Annotated in this window: 21 protein-coding genes; 8 read left to right on the top strand and 13 right to left on the bottom strand. The window is 72.0% G+C overall.

The annotated features are described in order from the left end of the window. Positions 1-6 precede the first annotated feature (6 nt). Genes GCG21_RS07825 through GCG21_RS07815 form a run of 3 tightly spaced genes read left to right on the top strand, consistent with a single transcriptional unit; the run spans position 7 to position 2,775 of the window. Positions 7-1,104 (top strand): peptidoglycan-binding domain-containing protein, encoded by a 1,098-nt coding sequence (locus GCG21_RS07825; protein WP_194164994.1) that lies wholly within the window; start codon positions 7-9, stop codon positions 1,102-1,104. Then, positions 1,095-1,748: an ABC transporter ATP-binding protein gene (locus GCG21_RS07820; RefSeq protein ID WP_152818818.1), complete on the top strand. Its 654-nt coding sequence runs from the start codon at positions 1,095-1,097 to the stop codon at positions 1,746-1,748. The genes GCG21_RS07825 and GCG21_RS07820 overlap by 10 nt, the downstream gene beginning before the upstream one ends. Further along, complete coding sequence (locus GCG21_RS07815; RefSeq protein WP_152818816.1) at positions 1,738-2,775, top strand: hypothetical protein; 1,038 nt, start codon at positions 1,738-1,740, stop codon at positions 2,773-2,775. The genes GCG21_RS07820 and GCG21_RS07815 overlap by 11 nt, the downstream gene beginning before the upstream one ends. A gap of 11 nt (positions 2,776-2,786) precedes the next feature. Here GCG21_RS07815 and hisF read toward each other — a convergent pair whose 3' ends face one another. The 11 genes from hisF to GCG21_RS07760 all read right to left on the bottom strand — a co-directional run bounded on the left by hisF (position 2,787) and on the right by GCG21_RS07760 (position 13,909). Beyond that, positions 2,787-3,557, bottom strand: a complete 771-nt coding sequence (hisF, locus tag GCG21_RS07810) for an imidazole glycerol phosphate synthase subunit HisF (protein ID WP_152818814.1) — start codon at positions 3,555-3,557, stop codon at positions 2,787-2,789. Between the two features lies 1 nt (position 3,558). Then, positions 3,559-4,440: an FKBP-type peptidyl-prolyl cis-trans isomerase gene (locus GCG21_RS07805; protein WP_152818812.1), complete on the bottom strand. Its 882-nt coding sequence runs from the start codon at positions 4,438-4,440 to the stop codon at positions 3,559-3,561. Beyond that, complete coding sequence (gene pafA, locus GCG21_RS07800) at positions 4,437-5,816, bottom strand: Pup--protein ligase (RefSeq protein WP_152818810.1); 1,380 nt, start codon at positions 5,814-5,816, stop codon at positions 4,437-4,439. Before pafA ends, GCG21_RS07805 begins: the two co-directional genes overlap by 4 nt. Next, on the bottom strand, positions 5,813-6,532 hold the full coding sequence (prcA, locus tag GCG21_RS07795; protein ID WP_152818808.1) for a proteasome subunit alpha: 720 nt from the start codon (positions 6,530-6,532) through the stop codon (positions 5,813-5,815). Before prcA ends, pafA begins: the two co-directional genes overlap by 4 nt. Further along, positions 6,529-7,356 carry a proteasome subunit beta gene (prcB, locus tag GCG21_RS07790; protein ID WP_370517391.1) on the bottom strand — a complete coding sequence of 276 codons (828 nt, stop codon included), beginning with the start codon at positions 7,354-7,356 and terminating at the stop codon, positions 6,529-6,531. The genes prcA and prcB overlap by 4 nt, the downstream gene beginning before the upstream one ends. Next, a complete protein-coding gene (locus GCG21_RS07785; RefSeq protein ID WP_370517390.1) occupies positions 7,353-7,532 on the bottom strand; it encodes a ubiquitin-like protein Pup in 180 nt (59 codons plus the stop codon). The genes prcB and GCG21_RS07785 overlap by 4 nt, the downstream gene beginning before the upstream one ends. A 35-nt stretch (positions 7,533-7,567) precedes the next feature. After that, complete coding sequence (dop, locus tag GCG21_RS07780) at positions 7,568-9,199, bottom strand: depupylase/deamidase Dop (RefSeq protein ID WP_370517389.1); 1,632 nt, start codon at positions 9,197-9,199, stop codon at positions 7,568-7,570. Continuing rightward, complete coding sequence (gene arc / locus GCG21_RS07775; protein ID WP_152818806.1) at positions 9,196-10,893, bottom strand: proteasome ATPase; 1,698 nt, start codon at positions 10,891-10,893, stop codon at positions 9,196-9,198. The genes dop and arc overlap by 4 nt, the downstream gene beginning before the upstream one ends. Continuing rightward, complete coding sequence (locus tag GCG21_RS07770) at positions 10,886-11,962, bottom strand: tRNA (adenine-N1)-methyltransferase (protein ID WP_370517388.1); 1,077 nt, start codon at positions 11,960-11,962, stop codon at positions 10,886-10,888. Before GCG21_RS07770 ends, arc begins: the two co-directional genes overlap by 8 nt. 91 nt (positions 11,963-12,053) lie before the next feature. Further along, on the bottom strand, positions 12,054-13,196 hold the full coding sequence (locus GCG21_RS07765) for a site-2 protease family protein (protein ID WP_152818803.1): 1,143 nt from the start codon (positions 13,194-13,196) through the stop codon (positions 12,054-12,056). After that, positions 13,193-13,909, bottom strand: a complete 717-nt coding sequence (locus tag GCG21_RS07760; protein ID WP_227993515.1) for an HAD family phosphatase — start codon at positions 13,907-13,909, stop codon at positions 13,193-13,195. The genes GCG21_RS07765 and GCG21_RS07760 overlap by 4 nt, the downstream gene beginning before the upstream one ends. 124 nt (positions 13,910-14,033) lie before the next feature. Here GCG21_RS07760 and GCG21_RS07755 point away from each other — a divergent pair, with 124 nt between their 5' ends. From GCG21_RS07755 to GCG21_RS07745, 3 genes are all read left to right on the top strand, one after another. Next, positions 14,034-16,385 (top strand): phosphoketolase, encoded by a 2,352-nt coding sequence (locus tag GCG21_RS07755; protein WP_152818802.1) that lies wholly within the window; start codon positions 14,034-14,036, stop codon positions 16,383-16,385. A gap of 562 nt (positions 16,386-16,947) precedes the next feature. Further along, positions 16,948-19,926 (top strand): hypothetical protein, encoded by a 2,979-nt coding sequence (locus tag GCG21_RS07750; RefSeq protein ID WP_152818801.1) that lies wholly within the window; start codon positions 16,948-16,950, stop codon positions 19,924-19,926. A gap of 273 nt (positions 19,927-20,199) precedes the next feature. Next, positions 20,200-21,021 carry a PAC2 family protein gene (locus GCG21_RS07745; RefSeq protein ID WP_152818959.1) on the top strand — a complete coding sequence of 274 codons (822 nt, stop codon included), beginning with the start codon at positions 20,200-20,202 and terminating at the stop codon, positions 21,019-21,021. A 64-nt stretch (positions 21,022-21,085) separates the two neighbouring features. On the opposite strand, the gene mshC is transcribed toward GCG21_RS07745, so the two are convergent. Next, positions 21,086-22,318, bottom strand: coding sequence for a cysteine--1-D-myo-inosityl 2-amino-2-deoxy-alpha-D-glucopyranoside ligase (gene mshC, locus GCG21_RS07740; protein ID WP_370517387.1), 1,233 nt, complete (start codon positions 22,316-22,318; stop codon positions 21,086-21,088). 60 nt (positions 22,319-22,378) lie between these two features. Between mshC and GCG21_RS07735 the strand changes: the two genes are divergently transcribed. Continuing rightward, complete coding sequence (locus tag GCG21_RS07735) at positions 22,379-23,299, top strand: aldo/keto reductase (protein WP_152818800.1); 921 nt, start codon at positions 22,379-22,381, stop codon at positions 23,297-23,299. On the opposite strand, the gene GCG21_RS07730 is transcribed toward GCG21_RS07735, so the two are convergent. Then, positions 23,300-23,635 carry a primosomal protein gene (locus tag GCG21_RS07730; protein ID WP_152818799.1) on the bottom strand — a complete coding sequence of 112 codons (336 nt, stop codon included), beginning with the start codon at positions 23,633-23,635 and terminating at the stop codon, positions 23,300-23,302. A 55-nt stretch (positions 23,636-23,690) separates the two neighbouring features. Between GCG21_RS07730 and GCG21_RS07725 the strand changes: the two genes are divergently transcribed. Continuing rightward, positions 23,691-23,921, top strand: coding sequence for a DUF5703 family protein (locus GCG21_RS07725; RefSeq protein WP_152818798.1), 231 nt, complete (start codon positions 23,691-23,693; stop codon positions 23,919-23,921). Positions 23,922-23,925: the final 4 nt, after the last annotated feature.

The following is a 23,925-nucleotide window of genomic DNA, read 5'->3' as shown; positions in this document are numbered from 1 at the left end:
TCTGGGGTGAGCCCGTGGCTGCGGTTGGTGCCGTTGGTGGCGCTGTGGGCGGTCCCCGTCGTGGCGGTGGCCGTGGCCGTGCCGGCGGTCGGCATGCGGGAAGAGGCGAGCATCGCGCCACCGTTGCCGTCGGTGGTGACCGTGGGAAGCCAGTCCACCGACGACCGCACGTCGGTGACCGTCTCGATCGAGATCGAGCAGGCCGGACCGATCCGGTCCCCGGTATCGGGCCTGCTCACCTCGCTCGCCGAGATCGACGGTCCGGTCCGCCCGGGCCAGGAGCTGTTCGCCGTCGACGGGGTCCCGATACTGGCACAGCCCGGCACCGCCCCGCTCCATCGCGACCTACGCGAGGGCGATGCGGGCGAGGACGTCGAGGTCCTCGCCCGATTTCTGGTGGACGCCGGACTGTTGGACGGGGACCTCGCAGGCTCCACATTCGACCGCGGCACGCGTGCCGCGGTTGTGCAGCTGCAGGAGGAACTCGGGGTGCGCGTCGACGGGGTGTTCCGCCCGGGCTACGTCGCCTACCTGCCGCGATCCGCGGCCGAGCTCGGGGAGCCGCAGCTGACCGTGGGCAGCATGGTTGCCGCCGGCGAGACGATCCTGGAGACCGCGCCGGTTCCGATGCGGATCAGGTTCATCCCGACCAGCATGAGCACATCCCTCACTGAGCTGCAGGATGCGCCGCTCACACTGACCTTCGGTGACCTGCAGATCGCGGTCTCGGGCCTCGAGCCCACCGCGGCGGAACTGGCGACGATCCACGCGGGCCTGCGCGAAGCGGTCGCCGGTGGCGAGGCGCAGGTCACGGAAAGCGAGGTGCCCGGTGAGCCGGAGCAGTACGACGGCGGGCTGCTCAGCCGCGCCGAGCCACAGGTACGCGCGGTCGTGCCCGGCACCTCCGTGCACGTCAACGGTTCGGGGACGCAGTGTCTATTCCAGCGGCAGGAGGACGGCGGCTGGGCCCCCGAACGGATTCGGGCCCTGGAGCCCGCCGTGGGAACACTGGGCGCATTCTACGTCGACCCCTCGCTGATCGACGCGCGCATCGCGCGGGACCCGCTGACCCTTCCTGGCGAGGTGCTCGCCGAATGCCGATGAACGCCGTGCAGATCGACGTCGCCGACGCAACGGTCCGCTTCGGGACCACCACGGCGTTCGCGGGCCTTGACGCACACTTCCCCGCAGCACGGGTCACCGCGCTGGTGGGCCCCTCCGGCAGCGGCAAGTCGACCTTGCTGGCGGCCATCTCGGGCTACCAGTCGCTCGGCACCGGTCGCGTCGAGCTCCGCAATAGCCCGACCTGCCCGTCGTCTCCGCCGGACCCTGGGCGGGTCGCGTGGGTGCCGCAGGGCTCGAATGCGCTGGGCCGGCGCAGCGTGCTGGACAACGTAGCGATCGCTCCACTGGCCTCCGGCGCGCCGCTGGGCGAGGCCCACGAACGCGCCGTCGAGGCGCTCGAGGTCGTCGGGCTCGGAGCGCTGTTGCACCAGCAGGCTCGCCGCCTGTCCGGCGGGGAGCTGCAGCGCGTTGCGCTGGCCCGGGCCCTGGCCTCGAATAAGGAGGTGATCCTGGCCGACGAGCCATCGGCCAACCTCGACGCCGCCAATACCGACCTGATCGCCCAGATCCTCGACGGGCTGACCGCGCGGGCAACGATCGTCGTGGCTACCCACGATCCGGTACTCGTCGCCGCTGCCGAGGTCACGGTTCACATGCGCGATGAGGCGCTCGATGCAGCGTGACCGATGGCACCTGGGCCTGCTCGCCCGCGAAGCAATCCGGAATGTCTTCGGCGCCGGCTCGCGCATGCTCGCGATCCTTGCGCTCGCGGTCCTGGCCGGTGCGGGATCCAGCGCCTACATCGCCCTCGAGACGCAGATCATGCGCCTGGAGATCCACGACCTTGCCGCCGAGGGACGCAACGTGCTGGTGCTCTCGGCGCTGGACAACGACGCCCCCGCCCGCATCACCCGTGCCTCCTGCGAGATGCTCGCCGGGCAGCACGGAATCCGCCACGCCGGGATGCTCGAGCACGCCGGAGAACTCGAGGTGCTGCCGGTCGGCAGCCGCCTGCCGACGCAACGGGCCAGCATGACCCTGTTCCCCGAACTCGCCGAAGCCGACCTGCTCGTCGGCCGCGCCCTCTCCGAGCGGGCCGCGCGCCCATTCATCGTCCGGACGGGCCAGGATCTGGCCACCGCCGTGCACGCCGATCCCCATCCCGGCGGCCTCGGCACGGGTTCCAGCATCACGCTGCCGCCGCGCCCCAGCGACGTCACCACCGAACGATGCGTCGTCGTCCTCGACGAATTCTCCGACGCCGGCACCGCCCTGCCCGCCGTCGCCGCCCAGCTGAAGGTCACGGAGAACTCGATCTCGGGTACCGAACTGCTCACCGCCACCAACGACCCAGTCGCCGACTACCTGCAGCGCCCCAGCCGCTGGCTCCCCCTACTGCTCGGCCTGTTCGGCGCGATCGCCACCGTTGTCACGACCCGACTGCGCGCCAGTGAGTTCGCCGTCTACCGCATGTCCGGCACCTCCCCCGTCTCGGTCATGACCCTGCTGACCCTCGAGTCCCTCCTCATCGCCGGCACCGCCGCTCTGTCCGCCACCGCAGCATCCCTGGCGCTGGCCCCGCATCATCTCGATCCGACCATCCCGATCCTGTGGGGACTCGCCCTCGCGGGCACGTGGGCTCTCAGCGCCGTAGCCAGTTCCCTCGACCTCGCGGTCCGCCGCCCCAGCGACCTCGCCAAGGACCGCTGACTGGGCCGAGTTCAGCGCACCGGGATGCCGGCGCCCGCGAGGGCGGCCTTGACCTCGGCGATAGTCACGGTGCCGAAGTGGAAGACGGACGCGGCGAGCACGGCGTCCGCGCCCGCCTGGACGGCCTCGACGAAGTGCTCGGCCGTGCCGGCGCCGCCGGAGGCGATGAGCGGCACGTCGGCGGCGGCCCGCACGGCGCGGATCATCTCGAGGTCGAAGCCGGCGTTCGTTCCGTCGGCGTCGATCGAGTTGAGCAGGATCTCCCCCACCCCGGCCGCGGCGGCGCGCGCGGCCCAGTCGACCGCGTCGATGCCCGTGCCGCGCCGCCCCCCGTGGGTGGTGACCTCGTAGCCGGACGCCGTCCGGGCGCCGTCGCGGGTCCGCCGGGCATCGACCGAGAGCACGAGCACCTGCGAGCCGAACCGCGCGGCGATCTCGGAGATGAGTTCGGGGCGGGCGATCGCGGCGGTGTTGACGCCGACCTTGTCGGCCCCGGCCCGCAGCAGCCGGTCGACGTCGTCGGTGGTGCGCACTCCCCCGCCGACGGTCAGCGGCACCGACAGCCGCGACGCGGCCGCCGAGACGATCTCGGTCGTCGTCGCCCGCCCGTCGACGGTCGCACTCACGTCGAGGAACGTCAGCTCGTCGGCCCCCGCGTCGTGATAACGCTGGGCGAGTTCGACCGGGTCGCCGGCATCGCGCAGGTTCTCGAAGTTCACGCCTTTGACGACGCGGCCGGCGTCGACGTCGAGGCACGGGATCACGCGGACGGCCAGGGTCATGTCAGTCTCCCTCAGGGGCGGGGTCGGGGGCGGTCGACGCGGCGAGCACGTCGATGACGAAGACGACGGTATCGGTACCGAAGGCGTCCTCGGGTGGGGCGATGATCATGTACTGGGAGCCGGCGGTGGCGTCGGTCAGGCCCCCCTGCCAGGCGGGGATGAGGCCCTCGAACGGGAGGGTCTGCGGCGCGTTGCCGTTGCCCCAGGTCGTCTCGAGCACCTCGCCCGTGTCCCAGGCCACGGACGTGTACTGCACCGTGATCGTCCCGCCGATGCGCACCTGCGGGCCCGTGCCGCGGATGAGGGGCACGACCTCGAGCTGCGAGGGCGGTGCGGCGTCGGGGATCGTCACCTCGGGTTCGCCCCGCTCGCCGAGGGTGACCGTGGGCAGGTCGTCGGCCCCGTCGGGCGGGGGCAGCTCCTCGCCCCAGGCGCGGGTGTGCAGGATGTCGTAGACGACGAGGGTCGGATGCGACGTCGAGGCCGTGGGCGGGTCCGCGCGCAGCAGCCGGGTGCCCTCCCGGGCCCCGAGGAGGGAGGAGTACAGCGGCCCCGCCTCGCTCTTCGAGAGCAGCAGCACGCGCGGTTCTCGGGCGTAGGAGTCGTCGATCGTCTCGCCGGTCTGGGCGTCGACGGCGAGGTAGGCGAGCAGCACCGGGTCACCGTCGGCCAGTTCCCTGCCGTCGCCCTCGATGATCGTCTCCGTGGCGCTGTGCTGGACGACGAGCGGGACGGGGGCGATGAGCTGCGGGCGGCGCCCGAAGTCGCCCGTCACCTCGACCCGGTCGAGTGGCCCCTCGGGCACGTCCTCCGTGCAGCCGAGGAGCCCGAACAGGAGCGAGGCCATGGCCAGCAGCCCGGCCACGGCCCGGACTCGGCTCATCGGCCGCCCCCCGGGTCGGTGACGAGCTCGATGAGCCGGTCGACGCGCTCATCGGAGTGGATGAAGGGATCCTTGCACAGCACGGTGCGCCCGGACTGATCGTTCACCTTGAGGTGGACCCAGTCGACCGTGTAGTCGCGGCGGTTCGCGGTGGCGGCGGTCACGAAGTCCCCCCGCAGCTTCGCCCGGGTGGTCTGCGGGGGCGTCGTCGTGGCGGCCTCGATCTCCTGCTCGCTCGCGAGCCGTGTGGCCAGCCCGCGCTCCATGAGCCGGTGGAAGATCCCGGTGCGCGGGGAGATGTCGTGGTAGGCGAGGTCGAGACGGCGCACGCGCGGGTCGGTCAGGGCGAGGTCGCCCGCCTCGACGTACCGGTCGATGAGCCGCTTCTTGATCACCCAGTCGAGTTCGGTCTCGACGGCGCTCAGGTCGCCGCCGGCGAGGGCGTCGAGGCCGCGCTGCCACAGGTCGACCACCCAGTCGTCGTGGGAGCTCGAGCCGTGCTCGCCGAGGTGGGCCCGGACCCGGTCGAGGTAGGCCCGCTGCGCATCGAGCGCGCTCGCGGTGCCCCCGCCGGCCAGCGGCAGCTGCGCCGTCGCGGTCAGATCGTGGGAGATGGCCCGGATCGAGCGCACGGGTTCCGCAAGGATGAGATCGGGCAGGATCGTCCCGGCCTCGAGGAGCCGGAGCACGAGGTCGGTCATGCCGACCTTGAGCATGGTCGAGGCGTGCGACATCGAGGAGTCCCCGCTGATGACGTGCAGGCGCCGGTACTTGTCGGCGTCGGCGTGCGGTTCGTCACGGGTGTTGATGATCGGCCGGGACCGGGTCGTGGCCGAGCTCGTGGCCTCCCACATGTGATCGGATCGCTGGGAGAACACGTACCGGGAGCCGGAGGGGGTGATCCGCACGTGCCCGGCGCCGGTGAGGATCTGGCGGGTGATGAGGAACGGCACGAGCTGGTCGGTCGTGCGGGCGAAGTCGGCGCGGCGGCGCAGCAGGTAGTTCTCGTGGCAGCCGTAGGAGTTGTCGACCGAGTCGAGGTTGTTCTTGAACAGGTGGATGCGCCCGTCGATGCCGTCGGCCTCGAGGCGCTCCTGGGCGTCGTCCACGAGCGTGCTCATGAGCACCTCACCGGCCTTGTCGTGCACGAGCAGCTGGTGGATGTCGTCGCATTCGGCGGTGGCGTATTCGGGGTGGGAGCCGACGTCGAGGTAGAGGCGGGAGCCGTTGCCGAGGAAGACGTTCGAGGAACGCCCCCACGCGACGACCTTGCGGAAGAGGTAGCGGGCGATCTCCTCGGGGGTCGGCGCGCGCCCGGACGTGGTCGAGCAGGTGACCCCGAACTCGGTCTCCAGCCCGAAGATGCGTCGGCTCATGCGCCCTCGGGCTCCGCGATCAGGCCGGTGATCTCCTCGGGCCGGAGCCGTCGGAACGACCGGCGCAGCCGGGACCGGTCGAGCACCGCCGCCTCGACGACCTCGGCGGCGAGCCGGCGCGGCTCCTCCTCGGCCCCGCTCGCGCCCGGGCCTGCGCCCAGCGTCGCGAGCGCGAGGCGCAGCGCCTCGGCGAGCGTGAGACCGGGGCGCCAGCCCTCACCGAGCCGGACGCCGAGCCGCTGGGCGTCCCCGCCCATGACCAGGTACCCGTTCTCGTCGGCGACCGAACCGTCGTAGGAGAGCCGGTAGATCTGATCCTCGGACTGGGCCGGGCCCACCTCGGCGACGGCGATCTCCACCTCGAGCGGCTTCGCCTCCGTGGTGAAGACCGATCCGAGCGTCTGGGCGTAGGCGTTGGCCAGGCCCCGGGCGGTGACGTCGGCTCGATCGTAGGAATAGCCCCGCAGGTCGGCGTAGCGCACTCCCGCCACCCGCAGGTTCTCGAACTCGTTGTACTTGCCCACGGCGGCGAAGCCGATCCGGTCGTAGATCTCGCTGATCTTGTGCAGCGCCCGGGAGGGGTTCTCAGTGGCGAAGGCGATCCCGCCGTCGTAGCCGACGACGACGACGGAGCGGCCCCGGGCGATCCCCTTCCGGGCGAAGTCCGCCCGGTCCTTCATCAGTTGTTCGGGCGAGACGTAGAACGGCTGAGTCATGAGGCTCCCCCGCGCTCGGGCCGGGCGGCCCGGGCGCGCTCGATCCGGTCGGTGGAGGCGGCCAGGTCGGCCTGCGTCACGGGCCGGTACCCCTCGGCGCTCACGGTGGCGACCATCGGGTAGATGCCGCGGGCCGCGTCCGGGCCGCCGGTGGCGGAGTCCTCGTCGGCCGCGTCGACGAGCGCGTGCAGGGCCACCTCGATCGCCTCGGCGGCGCCCATGCCGTGGCGCCACTGCTTCTTCAGGGAGCCGCGCGCATACACCGAGCCGGAGCCCACGCTGTGGTGGTCCTGCTCCTCGTACCGCCCGCCGACCACGTCGTAGGAGAAGATGCGCCCGATGCCGCGGCCCTCGTCGTAGCCGCCGAAGAGCGGCACGGCCGCGAGGCCCTGGAGCGCGAGCGGAAGGTTCGCGCGGACCATGGTCGCGAGCCGATTCGCCTTGCCCTCGAGGGACAGAAGCGAGCCCTCGATCTTCTCGTAGTGCTCGAGCTCGAGCTGGAAGAGGCGCACGAGGTCGATCGCCAGCCCGGCCGTGCCGGCGATCCCGATCGCCGAGAACTCGTCGGCGGGGAACACCTTCTCGATCTGCCGGTGTGCGATCGTCGTGCCCATCGTGGCGCGCCGGTCACCGGCCATGACCATGCCGCCGGCGTAGGTGAGCGCGACGATCGTCGTCGCGTGCGCGGTCGCCGGGGCCGCGGCGCGGGCGTCGGCGGCGTGCGGCAGCAGCTCGGGGGCGTGGGCGCCGAGGAAGTCCACGAAGGAGGAGCTGCCGGGGGTGAGGAAGCTCGCCGGCAGCCGATCCGGTGGCAGCGGACTCACTGGCCGCCCTTCTGTACGAATCCGCGGACGAAGGACTCCGCGTTGGTCTCCAGCACGTCGTCGATCTCCGACAGCAGGGAATCGACCTCGACATCGCGCGCCTGGGCCGCCGTGGGCGGCGGCGGGACCGGCGCGTCGTCCTCGGGCGGACGCGGCTTCTCGAATCTCTGGGCCACGATTCCTCCTTAGTTCTCCCTCTGATCCTAGACGCTCACGCCCCCGGGTCGGACGCCTCCCGCAGCGCGGCCACGAGGTCGGTCGCGGTCGGGCTCGCGGTGAGCAGGTCGTGCACGTGAGCGCGGGTGCCGCGGTGGGGTTCGGGCATCGGGATCCGGTGCAGATTCTCCTCGCCCGGGAGGTCGAACACGACCGCGTCCCAGTTGGCGGAGTCGATCTCGTCGCCGTAGCGGCGGATGCACTCGCCCCGGAAGTAGGCGCGGGTGTCCTCGGGGGCGGCCGAGATCGCGGCGGCGGCCTCCTCCGCGGTCACGAGCACCTCGACCGCGCCGGCCCGCTCGAGGGTGTGGTAGATCCCCTTCTCGGGCCGCAGGTCCGACCATTGCAGGTCGAGGGCGGCGAGCCGAGGACTGTCCCAGTCGAGTCCGTCCCGGGTGCGCATCCCCTCGAGCAGCCGATACTTCGCCACCCATTCGACGTCCCGGGCACAGCTGAGCACGTCGACCTCGAGCCGGTCGAGCACGTCGGCCCAGCGGCGCATCACCTCGGCGGTCTCGGGGTCGGTGGCCGGGGCCCCGGGCCGGGCCGCCTCGGCGGCGAGCCGGTCGCGGACGGCGCCCAGATAGATCCGCTGGATCTCGAGGGCGGTGAGCTCCCGGCCGTCGGTCGTGGGAACGGCCGCGGTCAGGGTCAGGTCGTGGCTGATCGTGCTCGCGGCACCGACGGGGTCGGCCAGGTGCAGGTTCCACAGCTCCGGCGGCACGCCGCCGGTCTCGAGGAGCCACAGCACGAGCGAGATCGTGCCCGCCTTGAGGAGGGTCGAGGGCTGCACGAGGTTCGCATCGCCGACGATCACGTGCAGGCGCCGATAGCGGTCCGGGTCGGCGTGCGGCTCGTCGCGGGTGTTGATGATCGGGCGCCGCAGCGTCGTCTCGAGTCCGACCTCGGCCTCGATGAAGTCGGCGCGTTGACTCAGCTGGAAGCCCGCCCGCTCGCCGCGCTGACCGAGGCCGACCCGGCCGGCGCCGCAGAAGATCGGCCTGCTGAGCAGGAACGGGGTGAGTACCGAGACGATGTCGGCGAACGGCACGTCCCGGTCGACGAGGTAGTTCTCGTGGGTGCCGTAGGAGGCGCCCTTGCCGTCGGTGTTGTTCTTGTACAGCGCCACGGGCGGCAGGCCGGGGTACTGGGCCAGCAGCCGCGAGGAGCGCAGCAGGATCTCGTCGCCCGCGCGGTCCCACCGCACGAGATCGCCCGGGCCGGTGACCTCCGGGCCCGAATACTCGGGATGGGCGTGGTCGACGTAGTAGCGGGCGCCGTTCGGGAGGATGACGTTCGAGGTGAGTTCGCCCCGACCCGCCTCGTCCGCGCGGCGGCGCTGGGTCACCGTGCCCCACACCTGCGGCGGGTCGGCTGCGTCGCCGGCGTCACCGGCGTCACCGTCCGTGAGCTGGCTGGGGTGCGCCGCCGCCCGGTCGAGGCGGAAGCCGCGCGCGTCGTTCAGGGGATCCTCGTCGTGGAAGTCCCAGCGCGCCCGCCCCAGCCCGACCGCGGCCGCGTAGGCCGTGACGAGCTGGGCGCTCATGAGCATGGGATTCGCCCACGGATCGCCCACGCCGACGACGCCGTATTCGGTCTCGATCCCCATGATCCGGCGGACGGTCACAGGTACTGCCCCGTGGTTCCCACCTGTTCGATCCGCCGGTGCGCCTCCGGGGCGCCCTTGTGCTGGACGATCGTGCGGATGAACACGATGCGTTCGCCCTTCTTGCCGGACACCCGGGCCCAGTCGTCCGGGTTCGTGGTGTTCGGAAGGTCCTCGTTCTCGCGGAACTCGGCCAGGGCGCCCGCGAGCAGGTGGTCGAGGCGGATGCCGCGGGTGCCGGTGGCGAGCAGGTCCTTGATGGCGCCCTTCTTCGCCCGGTCCACGATATTGGCGATCATCGCGCCGGAGGCGAAGTCCTTGAAGTAGAGGATCTCCTTGTCGCCGCTGGCGTAGGTGACCTCGAGGAACTCGTTCTCCTCCTCGCGGGAGTACATCCGCTCGACGACCGCATCGATCATCGCGGCGAGCGCGCGCGCGTGGCCGCCGTCGTGCTCGGCGAGGTCGTCGGGGTGGATGGGCAGGTCCGCGGTGAGGTACTTGGCGAAGATGTCGCGCGCGGACTCGGCGTCGGGGCGCTCGATCTTCACCTTGACGTCGAGGCGGCCCGGCCGCAGGATCGCCGGGTCGATCATGTCCTCCCGGTTCGAGGCCCCGATGACGATGACGTTGTCGAGCCGTTCGACACCGTCGATCTCGGCGAGGAGCTGCGGCACGATCGTCGTCTCGACGTCCGAGGAGACGCCGGTGCCGCGGGTGCGGAACAACGACTCCATCTCGTCGAAGAACACGACCACGGGGATGCCCTGGGAGGCCTTCTCGCGGGCTCTGCCGAAGATGAGCCGGATGTGGCGTTCCGTCTCGCCCACGAACTTGTTGAGCAGCTCGGGGCCCTTGACGTTGATGAAGTAGGACTTCTGCGCAGTCTGCGCAACCTGGGAACCGCCGTGCTCGTCCCGGCGCCCCGCCGGGGCGCCGTCCGTGCGCGCGAGCGCGGTGGCGGCCAGCGAGGTGGCCACCGCCTTGGCGATGAGGGTCTTGCCGCAGCCGGGCGGACCGTAGAGCAGAAGGCCCTTCGGGGGCTTGAGTCCGTGCTCGCGGTAGAGGTCGGGATGGAGGAACGGCAGTTCGACCGCGTCGCGGATCTGCTCGATCTGGGTGGTCAGGCCGCCGATGTCGCCGTAGTCGACGTCGGGCACCTCCTCGAGCGTGAGCTCCTCGACGTCGGTGCGGGCGATCTTCTCGAAGGCGAAGCCCGTGCGCGGGTCCGCGCTCAGGGTGTCGCCCACCCGGACCGGCTCGGCGAGCAGGGGACCGGACAGGCGAAGGACGCGCTCGTCGTCCGCACGCCCGACCACGAGCACTCGATCGGCGCCGTAGGTCTCCTTCACGGTGACCAACTCGCCGGCTCGCTCGTACTCGCCGGCCGCCACGACGGTCATGGCGTCGTTGAGCTGCAGCTCCTGGCCGGGGTGCAGCGCGTCGATGTCGATCGCAGCGACCACCCCCAGGCGCAGCTTCCGCCCGGAGGAGAAGACGTCGACCGTGCGGTCCTCGTGTCGGGCGAGGAACGTGGCATACGAGGCCGGGGGCCTGCTCATCTCCTCGAGTTGGCCACGCAGCTCGACCAGCTGCGTGCGCGCCGAGGTGAGGGCGGCCACGAGCCGCTCGTTCTTGGCCGCCAGATCCACGGCCTCCTTGCGCACCTCGTCGATCGTGCGCGCGCCGGAACCGATCCGACCGGGAACGTCACTCATCGGGCACCTCCTCCTCCACGATAGGCACAGAATCCGCGTCCGGGGAGGCCGGGTCCACGTGGCGGGCGGCGCGACCGTCCCGCGCTGCGCGATCGGCCTCGTGGGCGCGGCGCACCCGGCGGATCTTCTTCGCGGAGACCTCCCGCTCGCCCAGGTCCTCGGCGAGGCGCGCCGGGTCGACCTCGACCGGCGGCTCGGAGTAGGCGCCGGGGGCCGGGCGGCGGCGTCGGGTCGGGGCCACCGTTCCCGGGGCGAGGCGGCGGGTGGAGATGAGGAAGCCGGTGTGGGCGACCATGCGGTGGTCGGGCCGGACGGCCAGTCCCTCGAGATGCCAGCCGCGGACCATGGTCTCCCACGCGATCGGCTCGGTCCAGCGGCCGTCGTCCTTGATGTCCTCGGCGAGGCGCGAGAGCTGGGTGGTCGTGGCGACGTAGGCCACGAGCAGTCCGCCCGGGGCGAGGGCCCCGGCCGCGGCGTCGATGTTCTCCCACGGGGCGAGCATGTCGAGCACGATCCGGTCGATGCTGCCGGGGGCCGCGACCCGCGGCAGCACGTCGGCGAAGTCCCCCGCTTCGAGGCGCCAGGCGGGGTGGGGGCCGCCGAAGAAGTTCTCGACGTTCCCCCGCGCGATCGCCGCGAAGTCCTCCCGGCGCTCGATGCTCAGCACGCTGCCCGCGTCGCCGACGGCACGCAGGAGCGAGAGGGTGAGCCCGCCGGAGCCGACGCCGGCCTCGACGACCCGGGCGCCCGGGTAGATGTCGGCCTCGGTGACGATCTGGCCGGCGTCCTTGGGATAGATGACCGTGGCCCCGCGCGGCATGGACAGCACGTAGTCGCTCAGGAGCGGGCGCAGCGCGAGGTATTCGATCCCGCCGCTCGAGGCGACCACGGTGCCCTCGGGCGCGCCGATGAGGGCGTCGTGGGAGAACCAGCCGCGATGGGTGTGGAAGGCCCCGGCCTCCTCGAGCGTGATCGTGGACAGCCGCCCCTTGGGGTCGGTCAACTGGACCTTGTCGCCCGTGCGGAAGGGGCCTCGGCGCACGTCGGCGCCGGTGGGTTCGATGCTCACGACCGGCCAGTCTAATTGAGCCGCTCGCACCGGCCGGACGCCTTGATCCCGCCGGCGCCGCAGACGTCGTCCGCGGCCTGTCGAGGGCGGCTCAGCCGCCGGTCTCGAGGCGATGGATGACGGCGGTGACGTCGACGATGGCTGTGGCGGCGCCGTCCCTCATGACGACGGTCACGTTGCCGCTGCGATGCTGGAGGATCTGCGCCAACTGGCCGAGCGCGGCGGGGCCCGCCGTCTCGGTCATGACGGCCACCGGCGCGCTCGCGTCGAGCACGGCGGTCACGGGTGTGCCGGCGCGGACGGGCCCGGGTACGGCGGCGAGCGCGGCGCCGTCGACGACGCCGAGGGGGCGGCCGGAGGCGTCGAGGACGAGGGTGGGCAGGGCCTGGACGTCGGCCACGCTCGCCGCCTCGGGGAGCAGCCGGGCGGGGCGGAGGAAGTGGTGCACGTCGAAGTCGGCCGCCCGGGCCCGCGCCCGGGCCACGCGAACGCTCGCCGCGGCGCCCTGCCAGATGACGCCCGCGATGAGGATGCCCCAGATCGCGGTGGTCAGCTCGGGGCGCCGCCCCGAGAGCAGGGGCCAGCCGAGGACTCCCACGGCGATGAGCACGGCCGCGACCTGCCCGCAGCGGCCGCTGATCCGCATCCCGAGGTAGCGGTCCCCGGTGATCTTCCAGATGAGTGCCTCGAGGAGGCGGCCGCCGTCGAGCGGGAGCGCGGGCACGAGGTTGAACACGGCCACCACGGCGTTCGTGATCGCGATCGTGGTGAGCAGGAAGAAGCCGATGGCGTGCCCGGGCGTGACCATGACCGCCCACCAGCACGCCACCGCGATCGCCGCGTTGGCGAGCGGACCGACGACGGCGACGAGCGCCGACGCGCCCGGGCGATCGATGTCGCGAGCGAAGGAGGTGTGTCCGCCCCACAGGGAGATGACGAACTCGTCGACGTCGTAGCCGGCGCGGCGGGCGGTGAGCCCGTGCGCGAGTTCGTGGGCGAGCACGCTCAGCGCGAGCAGCAGCGGGATCGCGAGCGCGATCGCCCCGGCCGGCAGCAGGCCCGTGATCCCGAGCCGGCTCTGCACGATCGGGGTGAAGAGCACCACGAGCACGACGGCGATGAGCGCCCACCCACGGGTGAGCACGATCGGAGCCCCCGCGACGGAGCCGACGCGCAGGCCCGGGGTGGTCGAACGGCGGGAGGAGGACGGCCGAGGTGCGGCCGGGGTTCTCATGCGGCGTCGGGATCCGTGAGCGGGAGGAGATCGGTGGGCGCCACGCGGGCGAGGGTCTCGATGATCCGCACGCCCGGCTCGGCCTGCAGGGGCACGTGCGCCGGCACCCCGAGGACCCGGGCGCCCGAGGCGAGCGCCGATGCGACGCCGGGGACGGAGTCCTCGATCGCCACGCAGTCGGCGATGTCGACCCCGATGCGTTCGGCCGCGGTCAGGTACGGCTCCGGGTGCGGCTTGCCGCGGGTGACCATGTCGCCGGTGATGCGCGCCGCGAAGCTGCCCGGGGGAAGCATGTCGACGACCACGTCCGCGAGCCGGGCATAGGACATCGTCACGAGCACGCAGGGGACGCCGGCCGCCCGCAGGGCCGCGAGCAGCTCGACTGCTCCGGGCCGCCAGGCGGCCTCGCCCGCGCGGACCTTCTCGACGACCTGCCCGATGAGGGCCTCGACGAGCTCCTCGTCTCCGAGCGGAATCCCGGCGCGCTCGCGCAGCAGGGCGGCGCTGTCGGTGAGCGCCTTGCCGATGAGCTCCATGGCAAGGCCCTCGTCCCATGTGCCCCCGTGGGCGCGGGAGAGCGCCATCTCGGCGCCGATCCACTGCGGTTCGGTGTCGATGAGCGTGCCGTCCATGTCCCACAGGACGGCCGCCGGCAGTCGCTGCTCGGCGACGGCGGATTCCTCCGCCCGGACGCTGCTGTCAAGTTGAGGCAACCGGTTCTCCCACGTTCGTCTCGGCCCATGTACGCCCCGCCAGCCTAGTCGTATCCCGCGGACGGGCCGTTTTTCCAGCCCCCTCCCCCTGGTCCGGCCGGGCCCGGCGCGCGATGGTGGACGGATGGATCAGACACAGGTGGCTGCGGTCGATGCCTGGTGGCGGGCCGCGAACTATCTCTCGGTCGGGCAGATCTACCTGCTCGACAACCCGCTCCTGCGGGAGCCGTTGCGAGCCGAGCACATCAAACCCCGACTCCTCGGGCACTGGGGCACCTCCCCCGGGCAGAACTTCCTGTACGCGCACCTGAACCGGGCGATCATCGAACGGGACCTCGACATGTTCTATGTCTCCGGTCCGGGCCACGGCGGCCCGTCGCTCGTGTCGGCCGCGTGGCTCGAGGGAACCTACAGCGAGATCTACTCGGCGGTCGGGGACGACGCCGAGGGGATGCGCGCGCTCTTCCGACAGTTCTCCTTCCCCGGGGGGATCCCCAGCCACGTCGCGCCCGAGACGCCCGGCTCCATCCACGAGGGCGGGGAACTGGGCTACTCCCTCGCCCACGCCTACGGAGCGGCCTTCGACAACCCCGGCCTGATCGTGGCCGCGGTCATCGGCGACGGCGAGGCGGAGACCGGGCCGCTCGCCGCCTCCTGGCACTCCAACAAGTTCCTCGACCCGGTCACCGACGGCGCCGTGCTACCGATCCTGCACCTCAACGGCTACAAGATCGCCAATCCGGCGGTGCTGGCCCGCATCTCACCGGAGGAGCTGACCGCGCTGCTCACCGGCTACGGCTACCGGCCGTACTGGTTCTCGGGCGGCTTCGACGGGGAGGACCCGCGCGCCGTCCACACGCGGTTCGCGCAGGTGCTGGACCAGGTGCTCGACGAGATCGCCCGTATCCAACACGCGGCCCGCGCCGGCGGGGAGACGATCCGGCCGGCGTGGCCGGTCCTCGTGTTCGCCACGCCGAAAGGCTGGACCGGGCCGCGGGAGGTCGACGGCACCCCGATCGAGAACACCCATCGAGCACACCAGGTGCCGCTCAGTGGGGTGCGCGAGAACGCCGCGCATCGCCGCCGGCTCGAGGAGTGGATGCGCAGCTACCGGCCCGAGGGGTTGTTCGACGCCGACGGGCGCCTCGCCGAGTTGCCCCGCCGCCTCAATCCCACCGGCACGCGGCGCATGAGCGCCAATCCCCACACGAACGGCGGCCATCTCACCCGCGACCTCCACCTCCCGGACTTCCGGGAGTACGCCGTCGCCGTACCCGCCCCGGGCGGGGCGGTCGCCGAGGCCACGCGGGTGCTGGGCGGCTGGCTCGCCGAGGTCGTGCGGCGCAACCCGGACAACTTCCGCATCGTCGGCGCGGACGAGACGGCCTCGAACCGGCTCGATGCCACGATCGAGGCCGGCGGGAAGGCGTGGATCGGGGACCGCCTGCCCGGCGATGCCGACCTGACCCCGACCGGGCGGGTGCTGGAGGTGCTCTCGGAGCATCTGTGCCAGGGCTGGCTCGAGGGTTACCTGCTCACGGGCCGACACGGCCTGTTCAACAGCTACGAGGCGTTCGTGCACATCGTCGACTCCATGTTCAATCAGCACGCCAAGTGGCTCAAGGTCACCCGCACCCTGCCGTGGCGGATGCCGATCCCCTCGCTCAACTACCTCCTCTCCTCGCACGTGTGGCGCCAGGATCACAACGGCTTCAGCCACCAGGACCCGGGTTTCATCGATCACGTGGTGAACAAGAAGGCGGACGTGATCCGGGTGTATCTCCCACCGGATGCGAACACGCTGCTCAGCACCTACGATCACTGCCTCCGCAGCCGCGACTACGTCAACGTGGTGGTCGCGGGCAAGCAGCCGCAGCCCCAGTGGCTCACGATCGAGGAGGCGGTCGCGCACTGCACCCGGGGAATCGGGATCTGGCCGTGGGCGAGCAACGATGCCGGCGACCCCGACGTCGTCCTCGCGTGCGCGGGAGACGTGCCGACGCTCGAGACCCTCGCGGCCGCCGACCTGCTGCGCACCCGTCTCCCGGAGCTGCGGGTCCGCGTGATCAACGTGGTCGACCTCATGCGCCTCCAGGACGAGCGGGAGCATCCGCACGGGCTCCCCGGCCGGGAATTCGACTCGCTGTTCACCACGGACAAGCACGTGGTGTTCGCCTATCACGGGTATCCGTGGCTCATCCACCGGCTCACCTACCGGCGCACGAACCACTCCCGGATCCACGTGCGCGGCTACAAGGAGGAGGGCACCACGACCACCCCGTTCGACATGGTCATGCTCAACGAGCTCGACCGGTTCCACCTGGTGATGGACGTGATCGACCGAGTGCCGGGGCTCGGCACTCGCGCGGCCGAGCTGCGCCAGGAGATGGCCGACGCGCGCACGACGGCCCGGGCGTACACGCGCGCCCACGGCGAGGATCCTCCCGAGATCAGGGAGTGGACCTGGCCCGCGTGAGTCCCGCCGGTGCTGCTCGACTCGACTCGGCTCCGTCGACCGGAGTCGAGTCGCGCACGATCCGTCCGCGTGTGGTTCGGTCCGACGGCGCTCGCGTGGGGACGACGGCCCGCGGGTTTCGTCGGTCTCCTCCGTCGCGGAATGCAGCGCGTCCCTCGGTGTACCCGCGGATTTGCGGGTTCGGCTCTCCTACCTCCTGCTCTCGGCATCGTGCCGGCACCGATTCCGTGCGCGCTCGCGTCCGCCGGTCGTGCCCGCTCGGGCCGGTCGCGCAGGTGCGGGTTCCCGCCATGCGTCTCCCCTCGGCTCCGGCCCGGTCGAGTCCGGCTGCGACACCATCGTCGAACGACCCTCCGAACGAGCCGGCATGCACTGGCCCGTCGCCGGCCTCGTCCCGGCCAGCCGCGTCCCGCAGCCGTGCGGCCGAGGGTCACGAACTCCGGCCCGCGACCCCCACCGGACGCAACCCGTTGCCGAGTCGCCGATTCGCTAAGTCCCCGAGTCACCGAGTCACCGATGGTGTCTCGGGGGAATGTCGGTGGGTGCTGGGACGATGTTTTCTATGGAACTTCAGCGGTTCGAGCGGGAGGTGGTCGATGATTCGGCCATGCTCGCCCGGCTGCGTCGGGGCCGGGAGGTCATGGACGAGGTGATGATCGAGCGGCTCGCGTTGGCGGCGATGTGGGTCGAGCATCATCCGTATGTGATCGCGGCCGAGGACGAGGGGGAGGACACCCTGGCCCATCTGCCCCCGCTGGTCGTGGAGGCCACCCTGGCCCAGAAGGCCGAATGGGACCAGATCGATCACGACGCCCGCCAGCGCGAGATCACCGCGATCCACACCGCCGCCGCCAACAACAACACGAACACCCGGAGGAGCGGCAGCCGGAGCAGCAGCGATGGTCCCGACGGCGTGACGAGCGTGCTGGATCGTGCTACGGATCCGGCGTCGCATCCGTTGACGGCCGCGGATCTGGTTCCGGGTGTGGGATCGGGGCAGCGGGGGTTGTGGACGGTGGAGGAGTACTCGATCTCCACGTTCGCGGCCGGGGCCGGGATGGGCCTGGACGCCGCCCAGCGTCTCCTGCTCGAGGCCGAACAGTTACGTACCCGGCTCCCGCTGCTGTTCGCCCGGGCCCTGGCCGGGCGGGTGCGGGTCTGGCGGGCCCGTCAGATCGCGGCGGCGACCCTGTTCCTGTCGGTCGAGGCCTGCGGGTTCGTCGACTCCCAGCTCTCACTCGTGCCGTTGAACTTCGGACGTTCCCAGCTCGATGGGCTGATCAAGGAGGCCCTCATCCGGCACATGCCCACCGAGTACGAGGCCGCCGAACAAGCCGCCGATCAGGGCCCGGCCCGGGATGTCACCTTCACCCACGCCGAGACCGCCACCGGGGACTCGCGCATGCACGCGGTCCTACCCGCGGCCGATGGCCGGATCCTGCAGGACGTGATCGATCACCTCGCCGGCATGATCCAGGCCCAGGGCTGGGACCTGCCCGCCGGAGACCTACGCGCCTACGCCCTGGGCGACCTCGCCCGCGCCCGCTACGGCCACACACCCCTGCCCGGCTGCACCCCCACCGGCACCGACCAACCAGCCCCGCCCGACCCGCACGCGACGCCCGCCCGACCGGGCGACCCCGTCCGCCCGGGTGCCCCCGTCCGCCCGGGCGAGTCCGTCCGCCCGGGCGAGTCCGGCCGCCCGGGCGAGCCGGGCACGTTCGGTCGTATCTGCCCACCGTCCGATGGCACCGCCGAGCAGGCCGAGCAGGCCGGGGCCGCCGAGCAGTCCGGGGTCGCCGAGCAGTCCGGAACCTTCGAACCATCCAGCACCCCGGGTCATCAGGGCGCGGCCGGTCATCAGGGCTCGGCAAGCGCGGCGGGTCATCAGGGCGCGCCGGGGACGGGTGGTGCGGGCGTGCCACGGGGCCGGATCCTGATGTACCTGCACCTCCAGGCCGCCGACCTCTGGCCCGCCGGACTCCTGACCACCAGCCCACCACGACCACCCGGCGATCGGGGCGATCCCGGCGATCCGGGTGATCGTTCCGATTCCGGTGATCGTGGTGATCGTGGTGTGTCGGGTGCCGGCGGGCGGGCCGTGGGTGGCGGGTTCGATCGTGAACGGTTGCGCCGGGTCCCGGTCCGGGTCGAGGCCCGCGGCCTACCCCGCGGCGCGGTCATCACCGCCGCCGAACTCGGCTCCCTCTTCCACCGCCCCACCACCCTGCCGCCCGCACACGCGCCCGCGGCACCGGGCACACCCGCGCCCGGCCCTCAGGGGACGGGTGTGCCCGAGGGGCCGTGCCTCAACGGGACAGCTGCGCCCGCATCCCCGGGACGGCCCGGAACCGTACTGCCCGGCACCGGTCTGGCCGAGACCGTGCTGCCCGGAACCGGTCTGCCTGGGACCGGTCTGCCTGGGACCGGTCTGCCTGGGACCGGTCTGCTCGGGACCGGTCTGCCCGGCGCGGGTGGGTCCGGGTCGTGTTTCGTGCCCGAGATCATCGTGCGCCCGGTCCTCGATCTGGACGAGCCCCTCGCGACCGATTCCTACACCCCGACCGAACGGATGCGCACCCAGGCCATCCTGACCACCGACCGATGCGCCTTCCCCTGGTGCACCCGCACCGCCCGCGCCTGCGACCTCGACCACATCGACGCCTGGCACACCACCACACGCACCAGGCACGACAGACACGCCGCACACGACGGGCGCGACGGACACGGCGGGCACGACGCCGGCGGGAGCGCCGCCGGCAGCGGGAGCGGCGAGGGCGGCGGCGTGGTCGTGACCGGGGGCGCGACCTGCCCGTGCAACCTCGCCCCGCTGTGCAGGGCGCATCACCGCCTCAAGACCCACGCCCACACCGATTCCGCCTCGCGCGGGCGTCACGCGGCCTGGTCCTACGCCAAGCTCGACGCCGGCACCTACCTGTGGACCGGCCCCCACGGCATCCGCCTCCTACGCACCCCCTGGGGCACCCTCGACACCCAGGCCACCACCGGCCCCACCGGCCCCATCGGCCCCATCGAGACCGCCGAGAGCATCGAGACCGCTCAGCACACCGAACCCGCCGGGAGCTGTGGCACGGGCGAGCACCGCGACACGCACGAAAACACCGAGAACGCCGCCACGAGCGGCGGCACCAGCGGCGGCACGGGAGCGATCCAGCCGGCCACCAGCACGAAGACCGGCACCCCCGAGAACACCGCCCTCGGCACCACCGTCCGCGGCACCAGCGCGTCCGGCCCGATCGTGACAGCCCGTGCATCCGGCGCAGCTCATGCCGCGGACACAACCCGTGCCCCGGGCGTGGTGGCCCCGCCCGAGACGACCTCGCCCGCCGCGCCCGCGCCGCTCTCCCCGCAGCGCGAACGCGCCAACCGGGCCCACTGGTCCCAGGCCACCCCCGACACCCTCGCCATCGTCCACAGCCGAGACACCCGCCTGAGCGACCGCGCCGACACCACCCGCGCAGCCCACCGCGCCGCCGAGGAAGACGACGCCCGCCGCTACCCCGACGAACCACCCTTCTGAAGCAGCCGGCCCATCCGAGGCGGCCGGCTTGTCGCGGGGCCGACCGGTCCGAACGCCCATCGTCTGAGGACCCGCCCAGTCTCGTCGACTGAACGGCCACGACGCCCGGGCCATCCCTCCGACCCCGCACCAGGCCGGAGCCCACCCACGCGACGAGGCTCAGCCCCGAGCAGGCACCGATCGACCGCACGGCCACCCGCTGCGCCGCCCACGGAATGGTCCGACTAGGCTGGCTGTGTGAGTCCGCTACCCCAATCCGAATCCGCGCCGGCGATGCTCATCGCGGCCTTCGAAGGCTGGAACGACGCCGGCGGCGCCGCGACCGCCGCCGTGCATTGGCTGGCGACCGAGTGGAATGCTCGGGAGGTCGACACGATCGACCCCGAGGAGTACCACGATTTCCAGGTGAACCGCCCGGTCACGAGCCTCGACGACGACGGGGAGCGCCGCCTCAGCTGGCCGGTGACCTCCCTCTCGGTCGCGCTCAGCCCCGAGGGTCGCAGCATCGTGTTCGCCCAGGGGGTCGAACCATCGCTCAAATGGCGCACCTTCTGCGATGAACTCCTCACGAAGGCCGAAGAGCTGAACGTCGGCACGATCGTCTGCCTCGGAGCCCTGCTCGCGGACGCACCCCACAGCCGCCCGATCCCGGTGCAGGCCACCTCCGACGACACGAAGGTGCAGGCGCTCCTCGACATCGAGACGTCTGAGTACGAGGGGCCGAGCGGCATCGTGGGTGTGCTCGCCCAGCTGGCGCAGGCGCGCGGGATGCACGCGCTCTCGATCTGGGCGGCCGTCCCGCACTACGTGGCCCAGCCCCCCTCCCCCAAGGCCACCCTGGCCCTGCTCGGGCTGCTCGAGGACGTCGTGGGCGAGCGCATCGCCACCGGCGACCTCGACGAGGACGCCCGGGCATGGCAGCAGGGAGTCGACGAACTGGCGGCCGAGGACCCCGAGATCTCCGAGTACGTGCGCCAGCTCGAGGAGGCGAAGGACACCGCCGAACTGCCGGAGGCGAGCGGCGAGGCGATCGCGCGCGAATTCGAGCGCTTCCTGCGTCGACGCGGCGACGGCGAGGGCCCGGAGGCCCGCTAGGCGTGGTCCCCGCCGAGCACCCCGCACCCGCCGATCAGTCGCCGCGCGAGCGCCGGCCGAGCGCTCAGGCGTCGAGCAAGACCCCGAGCAACGCGTCCACCGCATCGCGCACGAGTCGCCCGTCGCCCCCGCCGGCACGGGCCCACTCGTCCACGGCCGCGACGGCCGCGGGCGTGTCCAGGTCGTCCGCGAGCGCGGCCCGCATCGCCGTGAGGACGACGCCCCCGGCCTCCCCCGTGCCGCCGGGACGCTCCGCCGCCTCCCGCCAGGCCTGCCACCGGTCCCGCGCCACGTCCAGGTCGGCGGCCGTGTACTCCCAGTTCTCGCGGAAGTGGTGCCCGACCAACAGGAGCCGAATGACCGGGGCGGGCACGCCGTCCGACAGCAGTTCGGAGACGAACACGAGGTTCCCGAGCGACTTGCTCATCTTCTCGCCCTGATAGGCGATGAGGCCGGTGTGCATGAACAGCCCGGCCGGCTCGCTCTCGCCGGTGAGCATCCGCAGGTGCGAGGTGGACATCTCGTGGTGCGGGAAGATCAGATCCTCCCCGCCGCCCTGCACGGTGAACGGAACGGGAAGGTACTTGCGCGCGATCACGGCACACTCGACGTGCCAGCCGGGGCGGCCCTCGCCGAGCACCCCGCCGTCCCAGTGCGGTTCACCCTCGCGCCGGCCGCGCCAGAGCAGTGGGTCGAGCGGATCGCGCTTGCCCGGAACGTCTGGATCCCCGCCGCGCTCGGCGAAGAGTTCGAGCTGGGTGGAGCGGTCGTAGCCGCTCTCCTCGCCGTAGTGCGCATCGACGCTCAGGTCCGCGTAGTAGTCGCGCCCGACCGGGTAGGCGACGGCGGAGTCGTCCATCGCGGTGACGCCGTCGACCACGAGCGGCATCGATTCGACCACGCCGACGAGTTCCGTGGGGGGAATCACCCGAAGCGCGTCCATGTCGCCGCGGAACAGATCGGTCTGGGACTCGGCGAGCTCACGCCAATCGATCCCCAGCGCCTCGGCGCGTTCGAGCAGTGGGTCGTCCACGTCGGTCACGTTCTGGATGTACGTCGCCTCGAGGCCGGCGTCGAGCCAGGCCCGATAGAGGACGTCGTAGGCCACGTACGTAGCGGCGTGTCCCAGGTGCGTCGCGTCATAGGGCGTGATTCCGCAGACGTACATGCTCGCCGTCGGGTTCTCGCGCGATCCGCTCACGGCTCGAATCGCCCGTCCCGTCGCGGTATCGGTGATCGTCGGGATGACCCCGGCGCCGGGCAGGGACGGAATCTCGGGACGCGACCATGAATGCACATCCCGAGCCTAACAAACACTTGAACGATCAACCTGCCTTGGCGGAGGTAGCCTGCGGCCATGGAACTGCGGCGCGTGGGCTCGAGCGGATTGCGGGTATCGGCGATCGGTCTGGGGACCCTCACCTGGGGGCGCGACACGGATGAGCACGAGGCGGATCAGCAACTGCGCACGCTGCTCGATGCCGGCGGCACGCTCGTGGACACCGCCGGCAGCTACGGCGACGGCCGCGCCGAGGCCGTCATCGGGCAGATCCTCACGACCTCGGTCAGCCGCGACGAGATCGTCCTCTCCTCCAAGTCCGGTGTCCGCCCCGACGGCGTCGACGCCTCCCGGGGGCACCTGCTCGCCTCCCTCGACGCCACGTTGACGCGGCTCGGCACCGACTATCTCGACCTGTGGTTCGTGCAGGCCCCCGATCCGGTCACTCCCCTGGCCGAGACCCTCTCCGCGCTGCGGATGGCCGTCTCCTCCGGCCGGGTGCGGTACGTCGGCCTGTCGAATTTCCCGGCATGGCGCACGGCCCAGGCGGCCACCCTGCTCGGTGACGAGCCGGGCCTGGCCGCGGCACAGGTCGAGTACTCCCTCCTCGCCCGGGACGTCGAGACGGAACTCGTGCCGGCGTGCGCGGGGCTCGGATGCGGGATCCTCGCCTGGTCCCCGCTCGGGCGGGGCGTGCTCACCGGCAAGTATCGCCACTCGATCCCGGCGGACTCGCGGGCCGCCTCGCCCCATCTGCGCGGCTTCGTCGAGCCGTACCTGACTCAGGACGCGCGCTCGATCGTCGAGGCCGTGACCGCGGCCGCCGACGGGCTCGGGCGGACGGCGGCGGAGGTCGCCCTCGCATGGGTGCGGGACGCCCCGCAGGTGGCGAGCGCCGTCGTGGGCGCGCGGACGCCGGCCCAGCTCGCCGGGCTCCTCAGCGGTGACGACCTCGTGCTGCCGGCACAGATCCGAGCGGTGCTCGACGAGGTCTCCTAGCTAGAGGTCGATGCCGTCGCGCTCCTCGGCGTGGAGGTCGTCCTCGTCGATCTCGTCGTCGAGGTCCTCGTCGTCCTCGTCGCCCTCGTCGTCGAGGTCGTCGTCCTCGTCGTCATCATCATCGTCGTAGTCGTCGTCGTCGATGTTGTCGAGCGGGGTGTCGACGCCGGTGGCCTCGAAGAGGGCCTCGTCGTAGATGTCGAAGGCGTCGCCGAGCTCGTCGGCGGAGTCGAGCACCGCGTCGTCATCGGCGTCGTGGACCTGCATGGCGATCGCGTAGTGATCCTCGAAGGCGGCGATGAGTTGGTCGAGCGCGGCGCGCGGGTCGATGGGCATGACACAGACGGTATCGCTCCTGCGCGCAAACCGCACGACCGATTATGGTGGGCCCATGGCAGTGAGTCGTCAGTCAGCCGCCGAGTACGAGGTCCGGGTGGTCACCCTGCCGCGCGGGGTCAGCCGCGGCGAGGTGCGTTCGCTCCTGACGGAGCAGGCCGAATACGGCCGCTGGGAGCTCGCCCGGCACCGGATCTACATGGGCGGGGAACGCAAGGTGTGGCTGCGCCGGCGCATCATCCGTGTCCGGTCGACCTTCGACCCCGAGCTCGCCTACAGCTCCTGAACAC

This window comes from Pseudactinotalea sp. HY160 (assembly GCF_009372055.1).
Taxonomy (GTDB): Bacteria; Actinomycetota; Actinomycetes; order Actinomycetales; family Beutenbergiaceae; genus HY158.
Note: the sequence above shows the minus strand (reverse complement) of the source record. Positions and strands in the feature narration are given on the sequence as shown.

What these genes read in the sequence shown, in the direction of transcription:
- pafA (WP_152818810.1), bottom strand. Translation starts at nt 5,816, where the DNA reads ATGAGCCGACGCATCTTCGGGCTGGAGACCGAGTTCGGGGTCACCTGC.
- GCG21_RS07815 (WP_152818816.1), top strand. Translation starts at nt 1,738, where the DNA reads ATGCAGCGTGACCGATGGCACCTGGGCCTGCTCGCCCGCGAAGCAATC.
- prcA (WP_152818808.1), bottom strand. Translation starts at nt 6,532, where the DNA reads ATGACTCAGCCGTTCTACGTCTCGCCCGAACAACTGATGAAGGACCGG.
- GCG21_RS07755 (WP_152818802.1), top strand. Translation starts at nt 14,034, where the DNA reads ATGGATCAGACACAGGTGGCTGCGGTCGATGCCTGGTGGCGGGCCGCG.
- GCG21_RS07745 (WP_152818959.1), top strand. Translation starts at nt 20,200, where the DNA reads ATGCTCATCGCGGCCTTCGAAGGCTGGAACGACGCCGGCGGCGCCGCG.
- GCG21_RS07735 (WP_152818800.1), top strand. Translation starts at nt 22,379, where the DNA reads ATGGAACTGCGGCGCGTGGGCTCGAGCGGATTGCGGGTATCGGCGATC.
- GCG21_RS07750 (WP_152818801.1), top strand. Translation starts at nt 16,948, where the DNA reads ATGGAACTTCAGCGGTTCGAGCGGGAGGTGGTCGATGATTCGGCCATG.
- GCG21_RS07820 (WP_152818818.1), top strand. Translation starts at nt 1,095, where the DNA reads ATGCCGATGAACGCCGTGCAGATCGACGTCGCCGACGCAACGGTCCGC.
- arc (WP_152818806.1), bottom strand. Translation starts at nt 10,893, where the DNA reads ATGAGTGACGTTCCCGGTCGGATCGGTTCCGGCGCGCGCACGATCGAC.
- GCG21_RS07765 (WP_152818803.1), bottom strand. Translation starts at nt 13,196, where the DNA reads ATGAGAACCCCGGCCGCACCTCGGCCGTCCTCCTCCCGCCGTTCGACC.
- GCG21_RS07725 (WP_152818798.1), top strand. Translation starts at nt 23,691, where the DNA reads ATGGCAGTGAGTCGTCAGTCAGCCGCCGAGTACGAGGTCCGGGTGGTC.
- hisF (WP_152818814.1), bottom strand. Translation starts at nt 3,557, where the DNA reads ATGACCCTGGCCGTCCGCGTGATCCCGTGCCTCGACGTCGACGCCGGC.
- GCG21_RS07805 (WP_152818812.1), bottom strand. Translation starts at nt 4,440, where the DNA reads ATGAGCCGAGTCCGGGCCGTGGCCGGGCTGCTGGCCATGGCCTCGCTC.
- GCG21_RS07730 (WP_152818799.1), bottom strand. Translation starts at nt 23,635, where the DNA reads ATGCCCATCGACCCGCGCGCCGCGCTCGACCAACTCATCGCCGCCTTC.